This window comes from Sorangiineae bacterium MSr11954, from assembly GCA_037157815.1.
In the GTDB taxonomy this organism is placed as follows: domain Bacteria; phylum Myxococcota_A; class Polyangia; order Polyangiales; family Polyangiaceae; genus Pendulispora; species Pendulispora albinea.
In genome coordinates this window covers 2,871,183-2,891,083 of the sequence record CP089984.1, presented here as the reverse complement: position 1 = coordinate 2,891,083, position 19,901 = coordinate 2,871,183, and the positions used below count along the sequence as shown (strand labels likewise).

Annotated in this window: 14 protein-coding genes; 11 read left to right on the top strand and 3 right to left on the bottom strand. The window is 67.3% G+C overall.

Annotation, left to right across the window (positions count from 1 at the left end; genetic code table 11):
• Positions 1–66: 66 nt before the first annotated feature.
• The 3 genes from LZC94_11220 to LZC94_11210 are packed head-to-tail and all read right to left on the bottom strand — an operon-like array spanning position 67 to position 5,169.
• On the bottom strand, positions 67–729 hold the full coding sequence (locus LZC94_11220) for a DNA-3-methyladenine glycosylase (protein WXB17822.1): 663 nt from the start codon (positions 727–729) through the stop codon (positions 67–69).
• Positions 710–3,892 (bottom strand): AAA family ATPase, encoded by a 3,183-nt coding sequence (locus LZC94_11215; protein WXB17821.1) that lies wholly within the window; start codon positions 3,890–3,892, stop codon positions 710–712. The genes LZC94_11220 and LZC94_11215 overlap by 20 nt, the downstream gene beginning before the upstream one ends.
• Complete coding sequence (locus tag LZC94_11210; protein WXB17820.1) at positions 3,892–5,169, bottom strand: DNA repair exonuclease; 1,278 nt, start codon at positions 5,167–5,169, stop codon at positions 3,892–3,894. The genes LZC94_11215 and LZC94_11210 overlap by 1 nt, the downstream gene beginning before the upstream one ends.
• Before the next feature lie 249 nt (positions 5,170–5,418).
• On the opposite strand from LZC94_11210, the gene rpoN reads away from it, so the two are divergent.
• The 11 genes from rpoN (at position 5,419) to LZC94_11155 (ending at position 19,711) form a co-directional block, all read left to right on the top strand.
• Positions 5,419–6,939 (top strand): RNA polymerase factor sigma-54, encoded by a 1,521-nt coding sequence (gene rpoN, locus LZC94_11205; GenBank protein WXB17819.1) that lies wholly within the window; start codon positions 5,419–5,421, stop codon positions 6,937–6,939.
• A gap of 143 nt (positions 6,940–7,082) precedes the next feature.
• Complete coding sequence (gene raiA, locus LZC94_11200) at positions 7,083–7,418, top strand: ribosome-associated translation inhibitor RaiA (protein WXB17818.1); 336 nt, start codon at positions 7,083–7,085, stop codon at positions 7,416–7,418.
• A gap of 336 nt (positions 7,419–7,754) precedes the next feature.
• Positions 7,755–8,225 (top strand): PTS sugar transporter subunit IIA, encoded by a 471-nt coding sequence (locus LZC94_11195; GenBank protein ID WXB17817.1) that lies wholly within the window; start codon positions 7,755–7,757, stop codon positions 8,223–8,225.
• Entirely contained in the window at positions 8,222–9,373 is a 1,152-nt protein-coding gene (hprK, locus tag LZC94_11190) for an HPr(Ser) kinase/phosphatase (protein WXB17816.1), read from the top strand. The genes LZC94_11195 and hprK overlap by 4 nt, the downstream gene beginning before the upstream one ends.
• Positions 9,370–10,524: an RNase adapter RapZ gene (rapZ, locus tag LZC94_11185; protein WXB17815.1), complete on the top strand. Its 1,155-nt coding sequence runs from the start codon at positions 9,370–9,372 to the stop codon at positions 10,522–10,524. The genes hprK and rapZ overlap by 4 nt, the downstream gene beginning before the upstream one ends.
• The gene (locus LZC94_11180) at positions 10,521–10,796 is read left to right on the top strand and encodes an HPr family phosphocarrier protein (GenBank protein WXB17814.1); all 276 of its coding nucleotides are present in this window, start codon (positions 10,521–10,523) and stop codon (positions 10,794–10,796) included. The genes rapZ and LZC94_11180 overlap by 4 nt, the downstream gene beginning before the upstream one ends.
• On the top strand, positions 10,796–12,781 hold the full coding sequence (gene ptsP / locus LZC94_11175) for a phosphoenolpyruvate--protein phosphotransferase (GenBank protein ID WXB17813.1): 1,986 nt from the start codon (positions 10,796–10,798) through the stop codon (positions 12,779–12,781). The genes LZC94_11180 and ptsP overlap by 1 nt, the downstream gene beginning before the upstream one ends.
• Before the next feature lie 68 nt (positions 12,782–12,849).
• The gene (locus tag LZC94_11170) at positions 12,850–15,240 is read left to right on the top strand and encodes a bifunctional metallophosphatase/5'-nucleotidase (GenBank protein ID WXB17812.1); all 2,391 of its coding nucleotides are present in this window, start codon (positions 12,850–12,852) and stop codon (positions 15,238–15,240) included.
• Between the two features lie 50 nt (positions 15,241–15,290).
• Positions 15,291–16,865, top strand: a complete 1,575-nt coding sequence (locus tag LZC94_11165) for a hypothetical protein (protein WXB17811.1) — start codon at positions 15,291–15,293, stop codon at positions 16,863–16,865.
• A gap of 10 nt (positions 16,866–16,875) precedes the next feature.
• Complete coding sequence (locus LZC94_11160) at positions 16,876–18,744, top strand: hypothetical protein (GenBank protein ID WXB17810.1); 1,869 nt, start codon at positions 16,876–16,878, stop codon at positions 18,742–18,744.
• 118 nt (positions 18,745–18,862) lie between these two features.
• Complete coding sequence (locus LZC94_11155; GenBank protein WXB17809.1) at positions 18,863–19,711, top strand: alpha/beta hydrolase; 849 nt, start codon at positions 18,863–18,865, stop codon at positions 19,709–19,711.
• Positions 19,712–19,901: the final 190 nt, after the last annotated feature.

Below are 19,901 nucleotides of genomic sequence, written 5' to 3'. Positions count from 1 at the left end.
TGCACGTTTCCCGAGCTCTCGGCGAACGACGGCTCGGGAACGGGAACGGAATCAGGCGAGAGCCCGCTAACGCGCGCGCACCCCACCCGTGCCAATCTGACTCGGACTGGGACGGGAGACATGGCGGCTGGCCGCATCGAAGAAGCGCCACGGTTTGTCGGCATAAACGCCGGAGTAACCGACCCCGACGCGCGCCGTGGTGGTCATCGTGGGTCGCCGGCTGGTCGCGCGCGGCACCAGAAAAAGCGCGCCCTCGCGCAGGTTGAAGCCGTCGTGCGCGCGCGTGATGCCGAGGGCCCGCGTCATCCGCCCCGGGCCATCGGTGCGTAGCTCCTTTGGAATGCCCGACAGCGGCTCGCCCGCGCGCACAAGCACGGCGTGGCCCTTCCCTTCCCCGAAGCACACCACGTTGAAGCAATCGTACATCCCGTAAATCAGATAGACGTAGGCGTGCCCCGGCGGGCCGTACAAGGTGCGCGTGCGCTTCGTGAGCCCCACGCGGGCGTGGCACGCCCGATCCGTCGGCCCGCGGTAGGCCTCCGTCTCCACGATGCGCACGGCCCGCGCTTCGCCATCCGGCAGGCGGTGAACGAGCAAGGTCCCGAGCAGATCGCGCGCCACCACCAACGCGTCGCGCGCGAAAAACTCCAGACCGAGGCGCTCGCCGAACGATGGCGGAGAGGCGGGCGGGGCGATCGCCGGTGCGGGATCAGACAGGGATTTCGGCATGGTGGGCCTGGGGAATGACGTCGCGCACGCGATCGCGAAGGCTCGCGTGGCACGTAAAGAGGAGCACCTGCGTGCGCTCCGCGAACCCGGCCAGCGCCTCCAGCGCGCCGCGGGTGCGCGCCTCGTCGAAGTTGACGAGCACGTCGTCGAGCACCATCGGCAGCGACTCCGCGCTCTTGGCGTAGCTGGCCACGTACGCCAGACGCAGCGCGATGAAGAGCTGCTCGCGCGTCCCCGTCGAGAGCGCGTCGGGGAGCACGGTGCGCCCGTCGTTTCGGCACGCGAGCAGCGAGCCATCGAGGCGCCGCTCGATGCGCAAATAGCGGCCGCGCGTCATGCGCTCGAAGGCGATGGAGGCTTGTTGCAAGAGCTCTGGCTGATGCTCCCGCTCGAAGCGGCGAATGCTCCCGTGCAAGATCTCCTCCGCGAACGTGAGCACCGCGTAGCGCTCCACGTCCTCCGCCAGCGCCGCGCGATCGGCCTCCGCCGCCGCTTGCTCGTCGGCCGCGCGCGAGCCGCCGTCGAGGTGCCCCAGCGACTCGGTGAGCTTGCCCACCTCTTGATCGATGGTGCGCGCCCGCTCGCGCATCGCGTCGGCCTCCTGCTCCAAGGTGGCGATCCGGTGCTCCAAGAGCTCGGGCGCCGCGCTCTCGACCTCCGCCAAGAAAGCCTCCGAACCCCAGCGCGCCCCCGCACGCAGAAGAACGCGCCGCTGCTCGTCGATGGTGCGCTTCAGCGCGTCGGCGCGGAGCGCGATGGCCACCACCCGGCGCACCCCCTCGTCGTCGCTCTGCCCGGCCAGCGCCCGGTACGCCCGGATCTCCTCCTCGGCCTTCGCGAGCCGCTCGGCGGCCGCCGCGGCCCGGTGCTCGTCGGCTTTGCGTGCGCGCGCGAGCTCCTCGCGCATCCGCACCGCCTCGCGGGCGGCGGAGAGCCGCGCCGCGAGCCGCTCCACCGCGCGCACCACGTCGCCCATCGCCAGCGCAGGATCCAGCGCGCGCAGCCGCTCCTCGTAGACCGCGAGCTCCTTGGTCAGACGAAGGCTCGCGTCCACCAAGTGCTGCTCCTCCGTCAGGAACGACCGCCGCAAGTCGGCGAGCTCCTCCACCGTCCGCAGCGCCTTGGCGGCCCCCAGATCGCGCGCGAGCCCCATCCCCTGCACCAAGGCCGAAAACCGCGTGCTCCACGCCTCCTCGGCCGCATCGAGGCGCTCGCCCTCGCGCTGCCACGCCGCTTGCTCCTCGCGGAAGGACGCGTCCAGATCGACGTAGCCTTGCCGGTCCTCCAGCCACCGCCGCATCGCCCCAGGACCGAGCGGCGAGAGCCCCGACCTCGCCCAGAGCGCGCACCAGGCGCGGCGGCGCTCTTGCTCGGCCGCCTCGGCGCGCGCGATCTCCGCGTCCACCTCGCGCAGCTGCTCCCCGAGCTGCGCGGCCAGCGCCTCGTACAGCGCGCGCTTTTGCACGACGTCGGCCCGCACGCGCATCTGATCGGCCACGTCGTCGGCCTGCGCCACCGCCCGCTCGTACGCGCGCGGCAACGGCTCGCCCTCGCCGTAGCGCTTGGCGTCCTCCTCCACCGAGCCGGCGCCCGAGAGCAGCGCGCGCTCGATCAGCCGCCAGCCGATCTGCCTCCGCGTTCGCGCCGACTCCAGCTCCCGCTCCGCCGGCGCGCGACCCGACGCCTCGATGGCCGACAGCTCCTCCCGATGCGCCGAGAGCCGCGCCTTGAGATCCGCCCGCCGCGATCGGGCCGCCTGAAGCTCGCGCTCCGCCTCCGCCATGAGCGCCTCGTAGCGCGCCACCTCGGCCACCGGTGGGACGATCATCGCCGCCGGATCCGGCAGCGCCGCGGCCGAGGCGTCGGCCGCGAGCGCCGCATCGAGCTTGCGCCTTTGTTGCTCGCGCTGCCGCCCCAACGCCTCCATCGCCGCCCCCCGCCGCGACCATTGCTCCCGCTCCGCCCGCAGGCGCTCGTGATCGGCGGCCGCGTCGGAGAAATCGCGCTTCGTGCCCACCGCATCGAAGCGCATTTCGCGCAGCGCCGGGAGATCCCACGAGGGGTGCATCTCCCGCAGACGCTCGCCCGTGCGCCGCCCCAGACGATCCAGCGCGTCGTCGTTCTTGGGGCGCTCGGCCAGCGCCTTTTTGTAGGCGCCCAGATCGTGCACCAGCGCATCGATTTCGTCGCCCGCCATGAGCACCTCCGGATCGCCCGGCCATTCCCCGAGCCGATCGCGCGTCTCGCGCAGGCGCTCATCGAGCGATGCGAGCTCCTCGCGCACCTGCTCGCGCAAGGTGACCAGCTTCTCGTACGCGCGCCCGCTGTCGGCGCCGAAGCCGCTCGGCCACGTCAGGCCCGAGAGCTCCGCCTCCGCCTCCCGCAGCCGGCGATACGGCTCGATGGCCAAGGTCACCGCGCGCGCCCGCTCCGCCTCCGCGCGGCGCGCCGACTCGGCGGCGTACGTGCTCTCGGCCAGCTGCTTCTGCTCGCGCAGCTGATCGGTCGCCCGCCGGTGCTCTTCGCTCGGCGTCGTCGCCTGCCGCACGGCCCGCCGGCGCTCGTCGAGGGAGCGCGCCAGCTGGTTGATGCGCGGGACCTTTCCGCCCTCCTTGAAGAGCGACTCCCGCTCCTTGCGCAGATCCCCGAGCAGCTTCTCCAGGTCCACGTTGCCGCCGAAGCCCGCGCCGTAGATGGCGCTCTTCACCTCGTGCTCCTTCAGCGACTCCGCGCCGCGCGCGAGCATCTCCAGCGAAAACCCGAACACGTTCTCGAACACCGCCCGGCTCGGATGCGACAGCCGCGCGTGAAACCACTCCTCGTCGAACTCCTCGCCGCCGTCGAGGCTCCGCCCGAACAAGGTCTGCTTGCGCCCTTTGGTGCGCGTGGCCTCGAACCTCCGGCCGTTGTCGAGCTCCACCAGCGCGCCGATGCGAAGCTCGCTCTGCTCGAAGTCCAGCGCGAACTCCGGGCTCTTGTCGCGAAAGCCGAAGAGAAAGCTGCGGATGGCCCAGAGCACCGTCGTCTTGCCGGCCTCGTTCGGCCCGTACACGACGGAGAGCCCTTTGCTCTTTCCCGCGCTGCCCGTCCCCTCGCGCGCGAGCACCAGGCTCTTGTCGCGGAAATGGCGGAATCGCTCGAGGTGAAGCTGCAAAAGACGCATCAGTCGTTCACGCCCGACGTCAGCCTCTCGGCCAAAAGAGCTTCGGCCCGATCGAGCACGCCCTCGAACCAAGGCCCGTCCTCCAGCACCAGCTCCAGCTCCTCCAGCTCGCGCCCCAGCTTCTTCTTCAAGGGCTCCAAGCTCCGGAGCAGCCCTTGGCGCTCGGTCTCCGCGTCCTCTCCGCGCAGGCGCTCGGTCCACGTCAGGAGCTCCGCCACCAGGCCCTTGGCCGCGCGCAGCGCCTCGATGGACTGCGCGGGCGTCGTCAGCAGCTTCACCTTCTCGAGCCACACATCGCCCCCGCGATCGATGGCGTCCGCGCGGATCTGCCCCAGGATCGTCTCGCGCTCGGCCACGATGGCGCCGTGCGCCCGGGACGCGCCTCGGATCTCCAGCCGCACGGCCGCCAAGGTGCCCTGCGCGCGACCCGCCACGTCGTCGAGCACACGGCGCACCTTGTCGAAGAGGGCGGAGGTGTCGTCTTCCGGCTCGAGCGCCACGGGCTCGATGAAGTAACGCATCGTATCGGTGGGGACGAAGCGGAGCTCCAGGGAGCGCTCGCCGGAGACCTCGACCAGCACGCAGCCCTTCGCGCCGAGCTCGCGGACGCTGCGGCCCTGGGTGTTGCCGGGGTAGACCACCCACGGATCCCGATGCAGCACCAGGTGCGAGTGCACGTGCCCGAGGGCCCAGTAGTCGTAGCCATGGCCCACGAGCTCGGCGACGGTGCAGGGCGCGTAGGCCGCGTGATCGCGGCTACCCGTCGCGTTCGTGTGCAGCACGCCCACATTGAGCAGACCGGGAACGGGGGGCGCGTAGAGGGGCAAGAGGCTCTTGTCCGTCTTCTTTTGCGCGTAGCTCACCCCGTGAAAGGCCACGCCTTCCTCCTCGAAGAGGTGGGTGTACTTTCCACGTTTCGACGCAGCGCTTCCCGCTCCCGCGGCCGCGAACTCGAAGACGTGGTCGGCATAGGAGAGGTTCTTCGTGAGCTCGAAATCGTGGTTGCCGCGGAGGAGCAGCACCCGGCACCCCGTCTCGCGAAGGCGCGCCAGCTGGCTGACGAAGAAGAGCCCGGTGCCGATGTCCTTCCAGTCCCCGTCGAAGACATCCCCCGCCAGCACGAGAAAATCGGCCCGCTCCTCGAGACAGAGCCCGACGACGCGCTCGAGCGCTTCCCTGGTTGCACGCCGAGCCCGTTCCAGAGGTGCGCCTTCGTAGCGGGTTAGACCACGGAGTGGGCTGTCGATGTGCAGATCCGCCGCGTGGACGAACTTCACGGGGCCGTCTTTAGCCGATCCTTCCCTCTCCGTACACGTGCCCGTCCCGTACACGTTCGCGAAAATTCAAGAGCAAAGAATCGGGAACAGGCACCGGAACGTGAACGGGTACGGGCAAATGCCGCGTTCGAGCCGCGCTGAGCCGTTTTTCTTCTTACGGCTGGCATGGTTATCGCTTTTGCGCCCCTCCCCACGTGATAAGCTTCGAAGGTTGGCGGACGGTTGCAGCGTCTGCCCGCCAGGGAAACCATGGAAATCAAGCAACAGCTCAAACTGAGTCAGCAGCTGGTGATGACCCCGCAGTTGCAGCAAGCCATTCGGCTCCTGCAACTGTCGCGCCTCGAGCTGATTGACGAAATCCGCAAAGAGCTCGATGCCAATCCCGTCCTGGCCGATGACGACATCGATCCGCGGACACGGGGAATCGAAGGAATCGGGAACGATCCAGCCAGTGGCGGGCTTCAGACCGATGAGCGGGTGGAGCGGCTCGAGGGCCTCGAGCGACTCAAGAACACCGATCCCCAGCAGCTTCAAACCGAGAAGAAGACCCAGGACATCGACTGGGAGCAGCTGCTCGAAAATCGCAGCCAGCAGCAGGCGCTCCCCGCCAACCGGGGCGGCTTCGACGACCTGCCCCCCATCGAGCAAAACCTGACCAAGCCCACGTCTTTGGTGGATCATCTGCGGTGGCAATTGCAGATGAGCGATTTTACCGAGGCCGAACGGCGGTTTGCCGAGCTGGTGCTTGGAAATCTCGACGAAAATGGGCTGCTCGATCTGAAGGGAACCGAGCGCGACAGCGGGGAGAAGACCCCCGATCTCACGATCGAACAGCTCGCCGACGAGTCGGGCCTCGATCCGGAGGACGCGCCCGAGGTCCTGCGCATGATGCAGGAGTGGGATCCGGTCGGCGCTTGCTCCCGGGACCTGCGTGAGTGCCTGCGGGTGCAGGCGGAGGTCTTCGGCTACGAGGATCTCGATCTGCAGATCATCGATAAGCACCTTCATAACCTGGAGAAGCACAACTACCAGGCCATCGCGCGCGACCTGAAGGTCCCCGTCGAAGAGGTCTACGAGTCGGTCAAAGAGATTCAAAAGCTCGAGAGCCGCCCGGCGCGCAACTTCAGCGAGACCGACGAGCGCACCATCGGCATCACGCCCGACGTGTACGTCATCAAGGACAGCGACCGCTTCGTGGTGACGGACAACGACCGCGGCGTACAGCGGCTCTATATCAACGAGTCGCTCACCAAGCGGCTGTTGAAGGATCCGGGCGCCAAGGAGTTCATCGGCGAGAAGCTGCGCAATGCCCAGTGGCTCATTCGCGCCATCGAGCAGCGCCGCAAGACCATCATCCGCGTGACGGAGTGCATCGTCGAGAAGCAGCGGGAGTTCTTCGAGCGCGGCGTGGCCTTCCTCAAGCCCATGATCCTGCGGGACGTGGCGGATGCGGTCGGCATGCACGAGTCCACGATCAGCCGGGTCACCACGAACAAATACGTGCACACACCGCAGGGCCTGTTCGAGCTCAAGTATTTCTTCAACTCCTCCATCCGCCGGATGGCGGAAGAAGACATCGCTTCCGAGAGCGTCAAGCAGGCCATCAAGAAGATCATCGAGGGGGAGGACAAGGCCAATCCCCTGTCGGACCAGGCCATCGTCGAGATCCTGGCGTCCCAGAATGGCATCCAAATTGCCAGGCGCACGGTCGCCAAATACCGGGAGATGCTGGGGATCCTGGCCTCCAGCAAGCGGAAGAAGCTTTTTTAGAGTGTACTTCGACCTTTCATACCTTTTCCCCGCAAGGGATCGGTAATCTCGTTTGTATACGGAGAGGCTCGGGAAAAAGTCACTTCCTGTTTACCTGTTCGTTGCAGGAGTCAGCCTCCCGGGAAGGAGCGTGTGAAGGTCTCATGAACATAGCCATCACCTTCCGGCACATGGATTCGACCGAAGCAGTCAAGGGATATGCGCAGGAGAAGATCGCCAAGCTTCAAAGATTTTTACGCCACCCGATGAAAGTGCAGGTCGTTCTGAGCACGCAACACCGTGCTCACATTGCGGAAGTCGAGCTCCACGCCGCGGCGGAACGGTTCCACGCGAAAGAGACCAGCGAGGATATGTACGCCTCCATCGACAAAGTGTCCGACAAGCTCGAGGCCCAGATTCGAAGCACCAAGGACGTCAAAAAGGGGCTCGAGCGCGCGTCGGACCATCTGATCCCGGATCTCGGGAGCGGCGAAGACTGAGACGGAAGAGAGAGCAGACCGGCTAGCTCCGACGGATGAAGAAGGCGCTCGAGAGGCTTTCTTCATTCGGCCCATACACGTGCCCGTCCCCGTACACGTGCCCGATCTTCTCGGCTCCCAGGTGCCTGCCGAGACCGTAGCGTCGGTTCGCGCACGCGTACGGGTGCGGGCAACGAGGCTCGGCATTTCGTCGGCTCTCCGCCCGAACCCCTTCGGACTCTCCCAACAGGCTGCTACAGTGTTTTTTGGGTCGGCGGACCGTTACCCGTCGGCGGGGGTTACGTAATCTCGACCGACGGCGGCCATCCGGCCGCAGTGAACCGACGAAAAGACGCCATGCGACTTACGGATCTTCTCTCGGCGGAGCGTGTTTGCGTCCGCCGGGGTCACGACACGGTTTCGAGCAAGCCCGAGGCGCTCGCCCTGCTTGCGGATCTGCTCGCCGAGGGAGCCCGCATTCCACGGGCGACGATCGAGAGCGTCCTCACCGAGCGTGAAAAGCTTCAATCGACGGGAATCGGGGATGGGGTCGCGATTCCGCATGGCGCGATCGCGGAGCTCGACAAGCAATGCGCCGCGTTGCTCATCGCGCCCGACGGAATCGACTTCGACGCCATCGACGGCGAAAAAGTGAACCTGCTCTTCTCGGTCATCGGGCCCAAGCGGGCGACCGGCGAACACTTGAAGACCCTGGCGCGCATCTCGCGCCTGCTTCGCAACCGCAGCTTCCGAGAGCGCCTCCTCGCGGCCGAGGACGGGCGCACGGCTTATGAGCTCATCGCCTCGGAAGAAGGGGGTACTGCATGACCGATTGGCAGAGTGGCAATCCTCCGAGCGCTCAACCGCAGGGGGAAATCACGGTGGAGGCCTTCGTCTCCGATCCGGGACTTGCCATTCGCCTTCGACAGGTCGCGGGAGGCGGCGGGCTGGGACGCCCCATCCGCCACCCGCGCGTGCAGAAATCCGGTTTGGCGCTCGCCGGACACTTCTACGGAGTGGTCCCCACGCGGGTTCAGGTGCTGGGGGAGACCGAGCTGTCGTACATCGAGTCGCTCGAAACCGAAGTGCGCGGCGTCTGCGCGCGCGGCTTTTTTTCCTTGGGACTGTCATGCGTCATCGTTACGAGCAACCACACGCCGCCCCGCGCGCTGGTGGTCGCGGCCGAAGCCACCGGAACCCCGCTGTTCGTCTCGCCGAGCCGGTCGAGCCGGACCATCAACGCGGTGCACGCCGTGCTCGATGATCGCCTGGCGCCGCAGTCCCAGCTGCACGGCGTGCTGGTCGATGTCTTTGGCGTGGGGCTGCTCCTCCTCGGCAAGAGCGGCATCGGCAAGAGCGAGTGCGCGCTGGAGCTCGTCCTGCGCGGGCATCGCTTGGTGGCCGACGATGTCGTCCTCTGCGACTGGCGCCCGCCCGGCATGGTCTTCGGCGCGCCCGCGGACCTGCTTCGGCATCACATCGAGGTGCGCGGCCTGGGCGTGCTGAACGTGAAAGCATTGTTCGGCGTGACCAGCGTGCGCGAGCGCAAGCGCATCGACGTGGTGGTGCGCCTGGCCGATTGGGACGAGCGGGTCGAGTACGACCGCTTGGGCCTGGAGGACAAGTACTACACGATCCTGGGCACGCCCATTCGCGAGCTCACGGTGCCGGTGCGCCCGGGGAGGGACATGGGGAGCATTCTGGAAATCGCCGCCCGCAACGAGCTGCTTCGCCGCGCGGGCACCAACTCGTCGCGCGAGTTCAAAGATCGCCTCGAGCAGCAGCTGGTGACGCGCGCCGCGATCGACGAGCCGGATTCGGTCTACGACAGCGCGCCCGATGCCTCGAGCCCGAGCTCGCCGGAGGCCACCGCCGAGCGCCCCTCGTGGGCCGCGCTGGCCGATTCGACGGCCCGATTGAACGAGAGCTCGGCGTGGATCCCGGTCCGCCCGGTGCCCAAGGGGGACGACGAATGAACCCGCCGGGGGACAAGCATCATCCGGGAGACCCGGGGAGCGCGGGAGGTCCTGGCGGCGAGGAGGCGGCCGCGAACAAGACGAGCGTCGTCATCGTCACGGGGCTCTCGGGCGCAGGCAAGACCACCGCCCTGCACACCCTGGAGGATCTCGGCTTCTTCTGCGTCGACAACCTGCCCACGGTGCTCGCGCCGCGCGCGGTGAGCGTCTGCGAAGAAGGCGGCATGACGCGGGTCGCGCTCGGGATGGATGTGCGCGTCCGAAGCTTCATCACGTCGGCCGGGGAGGTCCTCTCCGAGCTCTCGGCCCACGGGCGCCGCCACGTTCATGTCATTTTCCTCGACGCGTCGGATGAATCGCTGCTGCATCGATTCAGCGAATCGCGCCGGCCGCACCCGTTGACGACGGAGGCCACGGAGGAGGCCACGCGCGCCGGGGCCGACTTGGTGGGGGCCATCGCGGTGCTCGACGGCGTAAGGCTCGAGCGGGAGCGCCTTGCCCCCATGCGGGCGCAGGCCACCCACGTCTACGACACGACCCACCTGAGCGTCCACGATCTGCGGCGCTCGGTAATTGCACATTTCGGTCCCGCCGCGGAGGGAGCTCCGCGGATGCTCACGCGCATCATTTCGTTCGGATTCAAATACGGAACGCCGGTGGATGCCGATTTGGTCCTCGACGTGCGTTTTCTCGAGAATCCCTACTTCGTCAAGGACTTGAAACGCCTTCCGGGCACCGATCCTCGGGTCAAGGCGTTCGTCCTCGGCTTGCCGGAGGCCCAGGAGTTCCTAAAGAAGACAAGGGAGCTCCTGACGTTCATGCTCCCCAAGTACGAGCGAGAAGGGAAAAGTTATCTCACGATTGGCGTCGGATGTACCGGCGGCCGGCACCGCTCCGTGGTCTTGGCCGAGGCGCTCTCCGAGGCCCTCGTGCGCGAGGGGACCACGGATACGCAGGTTACGCAGGTGAGCGTGGTGCACCGCGATGTGGCGCGCTTCCAAGATGGGTGGACGAAGCCGCCTCCGGCGCCAACGCCCAGCCGACCCATGTTGGTGGACGAGGACTTTCCTGACTCGGGGCGTCAATCCAATACGGAACTCAAAGGCATCGTCTCCCCGGCCATTTCACCAGGAAGCAAAGGCAGTCCATGACTCGAGCGACAGGGCGTTTCACCATCGTCAATGCGCTCGGGTTGCATGCGCGCGCGGCCACCAAGCTCGTGCAGCTGGCCTCCAAGTTTCCGTGCGACGTCGAAATCGCACGGGAAGAACAGGCCGCCAATGGAAAGAGCGTCATGGGGGTGCTCTTGCTCTGCGGCTCGCGCGGCACCGTGGTGGAGGTGCGCGCCAGCGGTGAAAAGGCGACGGAGTGCGTGGAGGCGATCGGGGAGCTCATCGCCAACAAATTCGGAGAGGCGAACTGATGAGCGACTCGCGCCCTCCCCCGCCCCCGGCCCCACCCAAAGACCGACGCTCCCGCCCCGCCCCCGCGTCCTCCAGGCCGAACCTCCCCGTGGCATCGGCCCCGGGCTCGAAGCCGAGCATCACGCCCTCGGGCGGAGTTCCCGCGGCGCGCACATCGTCGCCGTCGTCGCCGCCGCCGCCCTCGTCGGGCGATGCGTCGCTCGAGGCGCGCGTCGTCAAAGGCATCGCGGGCTCGCCGGGCGTGGCCGTGGGAACGGCCCTCGTCATCGGCGAAATGCGCTCGGCCTACACGCGCCGGCACATTCACACCGCGGCCATGGAGCAGGAGCTCGGGCGGGTGCGGCAAGCGGTGGAGGCGGCCAAGGCGAGCTTGCGCGAGGTGAGCTCGCGCCTGCCCACCGACCAAGCGAAGACGCAGGCGCCCATCCTCGATGCGTACCTGCTCATGCTGGACGATCCGATGCTGCACGAGCGGATCAACCGCAAGGTGCGCAGCGAGAAGAAGTGCGCGGAGTGGGCGGTCGCCGCCGCCAGCGAGGACATTCTGCGCCTGTTCGACGGCGGGCCGGGTGAGAAGGACGCGTACATCCAAGAGCGCCGCCACGACGTGGAGTTCGTGTGCGACCGCATCTTGCGCGCGCTCATGGGTGAGCCGGGCCACGTCATCCCGCGGCTCGATCAACCGATGATCGTGGTGGCGCGCGATCTCTCGCCCGCCGACACCGCCGGCATGGTGCGCGAGCCCGCGCTGGCCTTCGTCACCGAGGTCGGCACCCGCACGAGCCACACGTCGATCATGGCGCGCGCGCTGGAGATCCCGGCGGTGGTGGGCGTGGCCGACGCGCTGAACTTGGTCCGCACCGGCGACACCATCATCGTCGACGGATTGCGCGGCGAGGTCACCGTGCACCCCGACGACCGGCAAATCGCCGACGCGCACGCCCGCTCCGCGCGGCATTTGGCGTTCGCGCGCGGGCTGCTCTCGGCGCGCAACCAGCCTTGCGTGGCGGCGTCGGGCGAGGCGGTGACCCTCAAGGCCAACGTGGAGCTCCCGGCGGAGGCGATCCTCGCGCTCGACCATGGCGCGCAGGGCATCGGGCTTTACCGCACCGAGTTCCTCTACATCGATCGCTCCAGCCTTCCGACCGAAGACGAGCAATACGAGCTTTACCGCGCGGTGGTCGAAGCCGTATCGCCGCACCCGGTGACCTTGCGCACCTTCGACATCGGCGGCGACAAATTCGCCAGCACCTTTGCGCTGCCGGCCGAGATGAACCCGGCCCTCGGCCTGCGCGCGGTGCGGCTCGCGCTGAGCCGGCCCGACGTGTTCATGACGCAACTTCGGGCCATGGTGCGGGCCAGCGCGCACGGCGACGTCCGCATCATGGTGCCCATGGTGGCGAGCGTGCACGAGATGCGCGAGGTGCGAAAGCTCTTGAACCGCGCCATGAACGAGGTGCGGCAGCGCGGGCTCGCCCACGCGGTGCGCATTCCTCTGGGCATGATGATCGAGGTGCCCTCGGCCGCCGTCATGGCCGACGTGTTCGCGCGCGAGGCCGAGTTTTTCAGCATCGGCACCAACGACTTGATCCAATACGCGCTGGCCATCGACCGCACGAGCCGCACCCTCGCCAGCCTCGCCTCCCCCTTCGATCCCTCGATTTTGCGTCTCATCTACAACGTGGCCCGCGTGGCCAACGATCGCCGCATCCCCGTCTCCATTTGCGGCGCCATGGCCTCCGACGTCCTGGCTGCGCCGCTCTTGCTGGGCCTCGGGCTGCGTGAGCTCAGCATGGAAGCGGCGGCCATCCCCGAGCTGAAAGAGGCCATCCGCCGTGTCGGATTGGCCGAGTGCCAGAGCGCGGCCGAGCAAGCGCTGGGCTGCGACTCGGCCGAGACCGTCGAGTCGCTGGTCGCGCGCGTGTTCGCGCCGCGCTTCTTCGACCTGCTCGCCGGCAGCGCCGAGGAGCCGGGCCTGGAGTGATCGGATCGGGCTCGCGCCCTCCGGTCGCCCGCGTGAATCGCACGAAGATATGTTAAGGTCCGGCCCGCATGGGGTCGGGGTCGTGGTGCCGTGGCGTGGTCTCCGCGTGGTTTGCGGCGGCGACCCTGTTCGCCGTCGGGGGTGGGGCGGGTTGTAGCTCGTCGGTGGAGGGTCCGAGCTCGCCCTGCCCGCCGGGGCAGACGTGCCAAACGCGTTTGACGCTGTTGCACACGTCGGACATTCACTCGCGGCTGCTCCCGTACGATCTGTTGGTGACCCAAGTCGACGCGGATCTGGGCCTCGGGACCCTCGGTCAGCTGAGCAACGTGGGCGGGGTCGCGCGCATGTCGTATGTGCTCGCGCGCGAGCGGGCGCGCTCCGAGCGGGTGGTGCACTTCGACTCCGGCGATTCGTTTCAAGGCGCGCCCATCTTCAATTTTTACGCGGGCGAGCCCGAGGTGCGCGCGCTCTCCGCCATGGGGGTCGACGCGGCGGTCATCGGCAATCACGAGTTCGACCGCGGCGCCCTCAATGTGACGCAGCAGTTCCAGCGCTGGGGCTCGTTTTCGTCGTTGGTGGCCAATTACAAATTCGACAATCCGCAAAACCCCGATAGCCCGAAGCTCTCCACCATCGCCAAACCATTTACGGTCATCAACCGCGAAGGCTTGAAGATCGCGGTCATCGGCATGGGGAATCTCTCGAGCCTCACCTCGATTTTCGATCAACCGAATCGATTGGGCATCACCCCGCTCAACACGGTGGAGACCGCGCAAGGCTACATCGATCTGGTGCGGCCGTACGCGGATGTCGTGGTCATGCTCACGCACCTGGGCCTCGAGACGGATCAGCGCATGGTGCGCGAGACCACCGGCATCGATGTGGTGCTCGGCGGGCACAATCACGTGGTCATCAACCCGCCGCAACAGGTCCGCGATTGCAGCGCCGATCCGGCCCACCCGGGCTTCATCTGGACCCTCGATCCGGATCTGGACCTCGATCCCGACGCGCCGCCACCCCACGACGAGAAACACCCCGATCCGGTCGATCACCCCTACATGATGAAGCGCCTGTGCAAACCACGAAACGTGGTGATCGCGCACTCGGGGGCATTTGCCAAATACGTGGGCCGCCTCGACGTGGTCTTATCGAACGATCCGGCGGAGGCGAGCCCCAACGGCGATCCCAGCGCGTACGAGGCCATCAACAAGTTCGAAATCGTTTCGCACAAATACACGGCGTTCCCCATCGACGCGCAGGTGCCGGAGGATCCGGTGGTGGTCGATATGCTGCAGCCGTACCGGCGCACCTTGGACCGGGTGGCCGACTTGGATCTTCTGGTGGGCTATGCTCCGCAAGGCTCCAAGCGCACGGCCCCGGGCGGCGGCGACTCACCGCTCGGCAATTTGGTCGCGGCGGCCATGTGGCTGCGGCTCGGCATCCAAACGGACTTTTCGCTCACCAACACGGGCGGCATCCGCGCCGATTTGAATCCCGGGCCGGTCACCATCGAGCAGATGTACAACATCTTCCCCTTCGACAACTCGATCACCAAGATGCAGCTCACGGGGGTCGAGGTGCAGGATCTCTTCGACTACGTCGCGCGCCGCTCCGCCTCGCGCGGCTGCACGTCGCAGGTGCAAATCGCAGGGGCCCGCGTGAGGCTCGATTGCGCCGAGTGCGCGCGCCCCGGCGCGGGGCCGAGCTGCGTGAACGACTCCGATTGCCGGGAGGGCACCAAGGGGTTCTGCCAAAGAGCGGCGGGCCAAGAGGCCGGATTTTGCCCCGTCACCAGCTGCGCCGATGAAGTCTACATCGGGCATACCAGCATCACGTGCCAGGCGGACGCGGAGTGCCCGCCGGACGCAAACGGGAAGCCGCACCCCGGCTCCTGCGATACGCGCGGGACCAAGCGGTGTTTGGCGTTGATCGCGCCCACCAACCTCTACGAGCTCGCGACCAGCAATTACCTGGCGGCGGGCGGCTCGGGGTTTCGCGTCCTTCAACGCAATACGACGCAGTTCGATACGAAGATCCAGCAGCGCGATGCGCTGATCGATTATCTGCGGCAGCAGAAGCCATGCGGCTACATCGGCGAGGAGGCGGGAACACCGGAGGGGCTAAAGGCGTGCGGCCGCGATTCGGATTGCGCCGGCGCCGGCATCGACGCGGTGTGCGCGTGCCCCGGCCAGGCGCAGGCCGAGGAGGCATCGGGCGCCGCCGTGTGCGTGACCAACGGGAGCTGCGATCCGTCCGTCGGGCGCTGCGTGGATCGCGGATGCCGCGACTCGGTGGCCGTGTTTCACAACCGCGTGTGCGCCGCGTCGCCCGATCGGCCCAACTGCGAGATCGATCGCGATGCGTGCTCCATCGCCGGCGAAGAGTGCAAAATCTTGTCGTGCGTGGACGCGCGGGCGGGGAATTTTTCGGATGATCGCCAGGAGATGATCGGCCGATGAGCGCGCGGCGGTCGAGGCCGATGCGCGCGCGGCGCCCGGGGATGCGTGCCGTGCGTACGAACCTCGCGGCGCGCGCGATGGGCGCCGGCTGCGCGCTCGCGACCTTGGTGGGGACGGGCGCGCTCGGCATGGGGTGCCACGACGCGTTTCCGCAGCTGGGCGCGGGGAGGCGGCTGGTGGTCGAGGTGCGCTCGGGGGAGCGGGGGACGGCGGACGCGCGCATCCCCCTCACCTTTCAGACGCCGGCGGAGGCCACCCTGCGCATCGCGGCGCAGCGCGCGGATGGGGGCGTCGATACGGAGTTTTCGGGGTATGTGCGGCTCTCCGTCAAGCCGGGAACGGTGCAGACGGTGAGCGGGCCGCGCGTGGTCGGGCGCAATGTGAGGCTCGCCCGAGGGGTGGCGGACGATGTGACCGTCGGCATGGTGGGCGCCTATGGCAACGCGCGGATCTGGGCGGAGGACATGGGCTATTTTCCGGTGGAGCCCCATGTCGATCCGCCGCCCCAATGCTCGAACGGCAAAGACGACGATGGCGATGGCGCCGTGGATTTTCCGGCCGATCCCGGCTGCGCCTTCGCCAACGACGACTCGGAGGACGTAGGCACCTACGCCACCGGGGTGAGCCCCATCTTCTACTTTGCGCTCCCTCGGGTGGCCGATGTGCGGGGCGTGTCCCAAGGCGGGACGGCGACCTCGTTTCCGCACGAGCAGGTGCAGCTCGACACCGGCTACCGCCCGGAGCGAAACACCTTCGCGTTCAGCGTGGTGGTGACGCGCATCGCGCCGGATGGCTTCTATGTGACGGATCTGGACGATCCACGCGGGTTCGCGAGCGTGTTCGCATACAACTTCAGCGCGCCCTCGAACCTGGGCGTGTGCGATCGGCTTACGTCGCTCGCGGGGACGGCGTCGGACTTTTTCGGCTTTACGGAGCTGGGGTTCCCCACGTGGAGCGTCGAGCGATGGCTGCCCGGTGTGCCCGGCGCGCGGCCCTGCATGGTCCCGGAGCCGTTCGTCTTCGACGTGGCGCGAGCGCTGGATACGCCGACGAAGCTCCGCGCCGTGGCGTCCTTGGTGCGCGCGTGGACGGGCGATGTGCCGCAGCCGGCCGACGCGCCCGAGCCGCGGGTGCACCCGCACACCTTGGCGGTGGCCGCGCACTTTGGTCCCGGGTTTCCCGAGGCGCCTGCCTTCGCGCCAAAGGACGACGCGAGCAACTGCGACTTGAACGGCGACGGCCGGATCGACTTCGACACCGATCCGGAGAAGTCGTGCTCGGCGGCGTGCGCGCGCGATGTGCAGTGCTCGGAGTGGTCGGCGTACGCGGCGCGCGGGGATTTTCGGCTGGTGCTCCACGACAGCGATCCGCGCGTGCCCTCGGGCGCGGCGCGCGACGCGCAGATGCAGGCGAACGGCTCGTCGGTGGCGACCTTTCGCGCGGCCGCGCTGCGTGGAAAGCCGCTGAAGTCGTTCACCGGGACCCTCCGCTATTTCTCGGGCGGAAGCCAGTTCACCGTCGAAGCGCGCTGCGCCGACGACATCGTCGTCGATCTCGCGCAGCCCGCGCTCGCCTCCGATCGAGCGTGTGTGAAGCGGACCTCCTCCGACAACCCCGGCAATTGAGACCACGTCGATGCGCGCTTTCTTCTCCCTCCTCGCCGCCTCCCTCGCGATCCTCGCCTTTCCCGCCGTCGCATCGGCCCAAACACCGCCCGCCGCACCGGAGCCGCCGCCTTCACCGCCCGCGACCCCGAGCCCGGGCGGGCCCCCCGCGACCACGGCGCCTCCCGTGGCGCCATCGACCGCGGCGCCTCCCGTTGCGCCATCGACCGCGGCGCCTCCCGTTGCGCCATCGACCGCGGCGCCATCGCCCGCGGCAGGGCCTACCCTTCCAACGTCCCCGACGACGCCTCCGACGTCCCCGACCCCACCGGCCGATCCGATGTTGGGAACGGCGGGCGCGCGCGGGGTGGGTTTGCCGCCGCCGGGGACCCGTGACAGCAGCTTCATGGACACGCGCCTCACATGGACATTTGGCGATGACGACTTTCTCCATAAGACCGGAGAGCTCATCCCGCTATCGCCGACCTTCTCGATCGGCGATCGCCCGCAATACCGGCTCTTCTTCGACAATTTGAACTCGCGCTTTTCAGGCCGCGAGAACCTTACGCACGTGGTGATGTACAAGAAAATGCCGGGCTTCCTCCCCCGGCTCACCACCGAGGCGTCGTTGGTGCTCCGGTTCGATCTGGCCTCGCTCTCGTCGAACACGGGGAGCTTGAACGGCGCGTTGTACGACTCGGGCTCGTATTTGCGTGTCTTTTACCAAACGGGGCGCACGAACGAGCGAGAGGGGATCTCGGCCGTCTTCTTTCCGCTCGACACCGATCGTTTTCGCTTGGGATACCTCTACGACATCAGCTGGGGTGGCACCAATCCAAGCATCAATCAATCGATCTTTCCGCGCATTCAAGGTTCGTCGCCGGGTCTGAAGATTCAATACGATCGCGACAAATTCTATGCGTTCGCAGGGTTCAAGACGGCCACCATCGTGCAGCCGCAAAAGGTGCTGAACCCGGGCGGTGAGAACGACGTCGAGACGGTGCGGGTGGGCGAAACGAACTTTGGATTCCTCGGCGGCATCGGGGTCGATCCGCACGAGCACGTGCGCTTCGACCTGGGCGGCGGCATCTTCCAGCAAGGGAAGTTCGATCTCGACGACGTCCGCGGAAAGGCCATTTACACGTACGGCGGCGCGGTGCGGGTGGTGGTCCACGATAAAATGCCGGTGCCGCAGTCGGTCGACTTTCGGCTCTATCGCAACGATCCGGCGGCGCCGCAGATCCTGTTCGCGCCCGAGAGCTACCGGCGGGGTGAGATGGCGTGGAGCGTGAGCGCCGAGCTCGATGCGCTGGGGCAGCACTTGAAGGACTTCGACGAGCCGGGCGCGGTGAAGGACCAATTGGCGTATGCGAGCGCGCTGCAGGCGGTGCTCAAGGCCGACTACTTGCGGGTGAGCGTCTCGGGCATCTTCCGCAATTTGAACTTCGTTCAGCGCAATGTGCCGGGGTTCATCCCCTTCCAGACGCTCCCCGAGAACGCCAAGACCGATCCCGAGCTGTTCGGGGCCGTAGCGGCCGACTACTACATCGAGCCGCTCCATTTGACCCCGGGGCTCGGGGCCGGCGTGCAGCTCCCCGCCACCTTCCGCAGCGAGTTCACGGAGGGAGGCATTCAAGCGTCGCGCACCACCGTCGTTCGCCAGCAGGGCGACGAGTCGATCCTGCCCTACAACAAAGAGCGCACCGCCATCTTCCAGGCCCGGGTGAGCGTGCGGTGGGATCTGTCGACCATCCTCAGCGCGCTCGTGTGGGGGCAGTGGGTCCGGGACAACAACGGCACCCTGGTCGTGCGCGATCCGACCGAGGGCACCGCCTCCTTGCGCGTGTTCCAAAGTCCGAACCGGTTGGGCGCCGGGATGAGTCTGCAAGCGCGATTTTGAGTCCCCGGGTGCGGCCGGGGGCTTATTTTTCCTTGGATCGTCTTGACTTCATGAACGGTCGTCATACAAACAAGGTCGAGGCGGGGGTCACATCGTCTTCGCGAAAACGAGTTCGTCCATGTCGTCTTCTGTTGCGTCCATCCGGTCTGTCTCGTCCTCCCCGTCTTCGATTTCGTCCATTGCCTCCGCGGGCTCCGGGGAGCCCGTCGTTCTTTTGCACAGCGGGGGAATGTCCTCGCGTCAGTGGCGGAGGTTGATGGATCGTCTGGCGGCCGGCTACCGAGTTCTTGCTCCGGATTTCATCGGGTCGGGGGACAATCCTCCGTGGCCCCAGGGCGAGCCCTTCCACTTCGACATGGACGTGGCGGCCGTCGAGGCCATCGTGCGCGATCTCGCTCGGCCCATCCACCTCGTCGGGCACTCGTACGGCGGCTTCATCGCCGCGACCTTGGCCCGCAAAAATCCGGATATCATCCGCTCGCTCACCCTGTTCGATCCGGTGGCCATGGGCGTTCTTCACGACGCGGAGGACCCGGAAGGTCTCGCCAATCTCGGCACGGTCGATGGAGAAGATGCGTTCAACGATCCCGCCCTTGGCGGCGGCGATGCGTGGATGGAACAGTTCGTCGACTATTGGAACGGTCCCGGAAGCTGGCGCGCGCTGCCCGCGACCACGCGCGACGCGTTCTTGCGTGTGGGCAAAAAGGTGTTCTACGAGGTAACGACGCTCCTGCGCGATCGCACGCCGTGCGCGGCCTACGGCGGGGTGAAGGCCCCCGCGCTGCTCCTCACCGGCGAGAGCTCGCCGATCGCCGCGCGCCGGGTGGTGCACCTTTTGTCCGAATCGCTGCCCGACGCCACGGCGCATACCATCGCGGGGGCGGGGCATATGGCGCCGATCACCCATGCGGGCGCCGTGAACGATCTCATCGTGCAGCATATCGAACGAGCGGCGGGCGCGGCCTGATTGGGCTCGTTGAACGAGCTATGCGCGCGGCTTGATTGGCCGGGCGAATGAGGCACGGCCCGATTGGGCCGATCCAACGAACGACCAGCGCGGCTTGATTGAGCCGATCCAACGAACGACCAGCGCGGCTTGATTGAGCCGATCCAACGAACGACCAGCGCGGCTTGATTGAGCCGATCCAACGAACGAC